This is a genomic window from Oleiphilus sp. HI0123 (genome assembly GCF_001635315.1).
On sequence record NZ_LWGE01001579.1, the window covers coordinates 1 to 3383 of the forward strand.

The 3383-nt window shown below is 41.8% G+C and carries 7 protein-coding genes; 2 read left to right on the forward strand and 5 right to left on the reverse strand.

What is annotated here, in order from left to right:
- Positions 1-202: 202 nt before the first annotated feature.
- Positions 203-832: a sulfotransferase gene (locus A3761_RS21170; protein ID WP_068514327.1), complete on the reverse strand. Its 630-nt coding sequence runs from the start codon at positions 830-832 to the stop codon at positions 203-205.
- 167 nt (positions 833-999) lie between these two features.
- Between A3761_RS21170 and A3761_RS21175 the strand changes: the two genes are divergently transcribed.
- The gene (locus tag A3761_RS21175; RefSeq protein ID WP_068509369.1) at positions 1000-1248 is read left to right on the forward strand and encodes a hypothetical protein; all 249 of its coding nucleotides are present in this window, start codon (positions 1000-1002) and stop codon (positions 1246-1248) included.
- Positions 1249-1422: 174 nt separating this feature from the next.
- Positions 1423-1605: a hypothetical protein gene (locus tag A3761_RS21180; protein WP_068514324.1), complete on the forward strand. Its 183-nt coding sequence runs from the start codon at positions 1423-1425 to the stop codon at positions 1603-1605.
- 31 nt (positions 1606-1636) lie between these two features.
- Here A3761_RS21180 and A3761_RS21185 read toward each other — a convergent pair whose 3' ends face one another.
- The 4 genes from A3761_RS21185 to A3761_RS21200 form a co-directional block, all read right to left on the reverse strand.
- On the reverse strand, positions 1637-1903 hold the full coding sequence (locus tag A3761_RS21185) for a cytochrome C oxidase subunit IV family protein (protein ID WP_068514321.1): 267 nt from the start codon (positions 1901-1903) through the stop codon (positions 1637-1639).
- A 13-nt stretch (positions 1904-1916) separates the two neighbouring features.
- The gene (locus A3761_RS21190; RefSeq protein ID WP_068514317.1) at positions 1917-2507 is read right to left on the reverse strand and encodes a cytochrome c oxidase subunit 3 family protein; all 591 of its coding nucleotides are present in this window, start codon (positions 2505-2507) and stop codon (positions 1917-1919) included.
- 22 nt (positions 2508-2529) lie between these two features.
- Entirely contained in the window at positions 2530-2829 is a 300-nt protein-coding gene (locus A3761_RS21195; RefSeq protein ID WP_068514314.1) for a cytochrome C oxidase subunit IV family protein, read from the reverse strand.
- A 2-nt stretch (positions 2830-2831) separates the two neighbouring features.
- Positions 2832-3383, reverse strand: a 552-nt coding sequence (locus tag A3761_RS21200) for a cytochrome c oxidase subunit 3 family protein (protein ID WP_197473161.1), incomplete at its 5' end; no start/stop codon positions are given.

Genomic DNA, 3383 nt, shown 5'->3' on the forward strand with positions numbered 1-3383 from the left:
CCCGCGATAAGGATGCCTGAAGGATAAGTATCCGCATTTTCTCCAATAACGACTCGGCTAATTTGGTGTACTGCAAATATCATGAGAAATGATATCAATATTATTTCTGCTATAGGGAGTGACTCCATACTTTGGATAACCTTATTTCGAGTTTGGCTTAGTAATGAGAAATTATTAAGCTGGAAAATAACATGTTACAGCGCTATACGTAATCAAAGAATTTTCTATGTTCCTTGCCCGCACTATTAGGGTTTACTTTGTTAGCATGTTTGAACTCTTTCCAGCTATCTACCTGTTTACCCACATTTAGTCTAGGAAATTCACCACAGCCCTCTGTTGAGGTACCTAAGAAACCTAGCAATGTCGCTAAGCTTTTGGGCTTGCTGATATCTATTTTTAGTAGATCTGATCTAGCCGAGAAATAGTCAAACACCTCTTGTTGATGTTGCCTATAGCAGTTTTCTAAATGAGACTCAGCAATCGGGTCTTCTGTATCGAGCAAGGCGAAGGTTTTGTGGAAGCTACGTTTAAGTACGGGGTTAAAGTGACCTGTCTTGAGTTCCAAGTTTGCTTGCATCTTATGAAGCAAGCGCTGAATCGAGGGTAACCAGACATTTAATTCTCGATCTAAGTAAACGAATTTAGAACCGGGAAAGAGCAGGTCTAGCTCTTGATAGTCACAAAAGCATGGCGCATCTGAAACCACATCGGCCAATTCAAATGCACGTTTAGTATAGGCGGTATGCGCTACCTTATAATTATGCGCTAATAGAGCAACACTAATACTCGTCGTACCCGTTCTAGGCAGACCGATTATAAAAAGTTTATTCATTGTCTGTGACCTGAGCTAAGCGCTTTGAAGTAAACATTCGATATTGATTGAGATCAAGCCTACCCCACAATAAGCTAGCTAAGATATATTTTTCTGCTCAAGCCGCGTATATTTGGGCCTTTAACTTAGTCCATGTCTATTCATATTTTTACCGCTACGAGACGCTTATGCCAGATCAAGATAAAATGGGTTTTCTAAGAAGAACATCCAGAATCTCTAGCCTTTTTTGTTTCGTATCTGCAGTGATTTGTGTTCTGATTCTACTGATTTTCTTTGGTGATTTGTCTAAGGTCTATAAAGCGAGTTTTGCTTCCTCATCCTTTTTCTTTTTTACGAGCGGATTCGTATTGAAAGAAATGGCTGACACAAAAGTTGCACGTACTGACCTTCCACGCCCAGCCCCTGGCGCTGAGTAAAGCCTCGGTAGCCTTAGCCGCGAAAATCACAGCGTACCTTTCAGCTCTGGGCTCAAAAATTCGCCCCTTTCTTATTTGATCAGATCAAAATCTCTAACTATTCTTATAGAAACTATTTAATGAGAAAGTAGAGCCAATTGCTCTCTTAAGCTTCCGAGAGACAAGGAGGACATTATGAGTAAATTTATAATCATTGTATCGACGCTAATGATCATCTTTGCAGCCGTTGTTGGACTGGATGGCGACAACTTTACCAAATACTTAGCGATGTATATGTATGCGCTAGGCGGTTTGGGCTTGTTATCACTACCCTTATTCAAGAAACTATGTGCGCATTATTGTGAAACAGAGCAGTAGAGTAGTGAAAGAGCCCCAAGGGGCACTTTCACTATAAAAATATACTCAGACAATACGCTAAAAAGACAAACGCTCCGATCACTATGCAGTACGCTGACATAATCAAGCGCCATTGTTTGATTACTTCACGCATCCCCATAAAGTGATCGACGACTAGCTGTCCTTTTAATATCAACATAAGAATAGAGCCCAAAACTATCCACACACCTGTTTGTTCTGAACTACCAATCAAAGAGGCGAGGATCGTAATAAGCGTCAGCACTCCCCATACCAGCGTTACCCTTTTAATGTCATTCATTGATTCTGACTCCTTAATGAATCACATAAACGAGTGGGAATAAAATAATCCAAAGCAAATCCACCATATGCCAGTATGAAGCACCGGTCTCTACACCCGTGTGATCTTCTGAGCTATAGTCTCCGTTTTTCGCCTTCTTCGATACCACAATCAGAATCACCATACCTAAGAGCACATGGGCGAAGTGGAAGAAGGTCAGCAAAAAGTAAAACATGTAGAAGGTATTGGTATGCAAAGAATATCCTGCACCGATGGTCTCGGTATACTCCCACATCTTCACGCCTACATAGACTAAGGCAGCAAGGAGTGCCCAGTTAATCCATCTAGAGCAGACGTTTGACTTGCCTTCTTTAATTGCAATAACAGCCCTGACGACAAAATAGCTACTTGTGATTAGGGCAATCGTATTAATCATGCCTGCTAGCTGGTTAAGGTGTTGATGCCCCTCAGCGAACATCTCCAGGTTGAATACTCGAGCAAAGGCATAGGCGATGAACAAGATCGAAAATACGCCCAGCTCTGCAAGGATAAAAATCCAAATGGCAAAGTCGCCCGGTAGGGACGATGACTTTTCTGGCTCTGAATTTATACAGACTTTAGTCATTAAAGCTCTCTTTACTTAAAGACTAGTTTAAGGAGGTGAGTGAAATGATCACTCCCGGAAATATCACTCCCAAAACAATTAAAGTAGGGATCAAGTAAAAGTACCCCAGCATGACCTTCCTGATTTTCGGGTGTGCATGACGCAAACCAATGAACTCATCGATCACCAACCGCCCTTTTAATGTGACAATAACACAGACAATTACCACTGATATTTGACCGAAGTCCGCTGTTTCAGCAGTCAATACGCTTAGTAAGGTCAAAGCCAGTAAAGCCAGCCAAATTCGCAGTAAGTGCCTTTTGCTTGGTAGAGGTAGAATCATCGCTATCTCATCACATAGATCAGTGGAAAAATAATAATCCAGGCTAAATCAACCATGTGCCAGTAACACGCACCTGCCTCCAAACCCGCATATTGCTTAGCAGAATACGCCCCAAAGTAAGACCTGGTTAGTACCCACAGCAAACCAGCCATCCCAAAAAACACATGCAGCAGATGATTGAAGGTCAGGTAGTAATAAACGCTAAAGTAGAGATTAGTTTCGACTCCAATGCCGTTAAGCTCATTAAATTTATACTCCCAAGCTTTCACTAGGCAGTATCCCACTGCGCACGCTAAGGTTAGCCATATCCAACGTCGGCTCTCTTGCGCTTTATCAAGGCGAATCGCTCTTACTGAACGGGCAATAAAGTAACTACTCGTCAGTAAAATAAAGGTATTCAAAATACCGGCGCTGGTATTAAGACTTAAGGGGCCGGTTTTGAATAGCTCCGGGTTATGAACTTTGGCAACGATATAGAGGATAAAGAACAAGCCAAATTCAAATAACTCTGCAAAGACCAGAACCCATATAGCGATATCACCGGGAACATGTTT